The sequence below is a fragment of the Burkholderia sp. LMG 13014 genome (assembly GCF_905232215.1).
Classification (GTDB): domain Bacteria; phylum Pseudomonadota; class Gammaproteobacteria; order Burkholderiales; family Burkholderiaceae; genus Burkholderia.
In genome coordinates this window covers 1-1144 of record NZ_CAJNKE010001038.1, presented here as the reverse complement: position 1 = coordinate 1144, position 1144 = coordinate 1, and the positions used below count along the sequence as shown (strand labels likewise).

The following is a 1144-nucleotide window of genomic DNA, read 5'->3' as shown; positions in this document are numbered from 1 at the left end:
GCTGTAGTCGAATCCGTTCATCGTTGCCTCCGTTTCGGTGGGCCGATGATAGGAAGAAGCGCGCGCGGCTTCGTAGTCTGAAAGGATGATGCCGGCCGGCGCTGGCGGCGCAATCATCGTGGCAGGCATCCATCGAACGACGAAGGAGACAACCCGCGATGACGATCCCCACGACGCCGCCGGCCGGCATCTTCACCGACGTGCCGGGCGGCCTGCGCCTGCACCACTACGAGGCGGGCGAAGGCCGGCCCGTGGTGTTCATCCACGGCAGCGGCCCGGGCGCCAGCGGTTTCAGCAACTTCAAGCACAACGTGCCCGCGTTCGCGGCGGCCGGCTATCGCGCGATCGTCGTCGACCTGCCTGGCTACGGGCAGTCGTCGAAGCCGTCCGACGTCGCCTATACGCTCGATTTCTTCGTCGGCGCGCTGCATGCGCAACTGAAGGCGCTCGGGATCGGGCCGGCCGTGCTGCTCGGCAACTCGCTCGGCGGCGCGATTGCGCTCAAGTACGCACTCGACTACCCGGACGAAGTCGACGGGCTGATCATGATGGCGCCGGGCGGCGTCGAGGATCGCGACACCTATTTCCGGATGGAAGGCATCCAGCGGATGGTGAAGTTGTTCACTCATCGTCAGATGAATGACGACACGATGCGCGAACTGCTGACGCTGCTCGTGCACGACCCGGCGATCGTCACCGACGCGCTCGTCGCCGAGCGGATGAAGGTGTGCGTCGAGCAGCCGACCGAAGTGCTGTCGACGATGAGCGTGCCGAACCTGACCGACGCGCTCGGCGACCTGCGTACCCCGGTGCTCGGTTTCTGGGGCACGGACGACCGCTTCAATCCGGTCGGCGGCGCGCTGAAGTTCCTCGAACACTGCCGCGATGCGCGCTTCGTGCTGATGAACCGGTGCGGCCACTGGGTGATGGTGGAACACGCCGATTATTTCAATCGGGAATGCCTCGATTTTCTTGCGACGCGGAATACGCGATAACGCCGGATGCCCTTGAAGGCTTGCCCCAATGCGGGCGGGCCCGTCTGAACAAAACCATGGAGACGACATGAAACTCATCGAAGAGCTGTTCGACCTGCGCGGCAAGGTGGCTGCAATCACCGGCGGCGCGCGCGGCATCGGCGCGGAGA

General features: G+C 64.9%; 1 protein-coding gene and 1 pseudogene. Both read left to right on the top strand.

What is annotated here, in order from left to right; translation table 11 throughout:
- The first annotated feature begins 158 nt into the window (after positions 1 to 158).
- Positions 159 to 995: an alpha/beta fold hydrolase gene (locus JYJ84_RS37195; protein WP_175219603.1), complete on the top strand. Its 837-nt coding sequence runs from the start codon at positions 159 to 161 to the stop codon at positions 993 to 995.
- Between the two features lie 67 nt (positions 996 to 1062).
- Positions 1063 to 1144: pseudogene (locus tag JYJ84_RS38440) on the top strand (short-chain dehydrogenase); the annotation flags it as partial.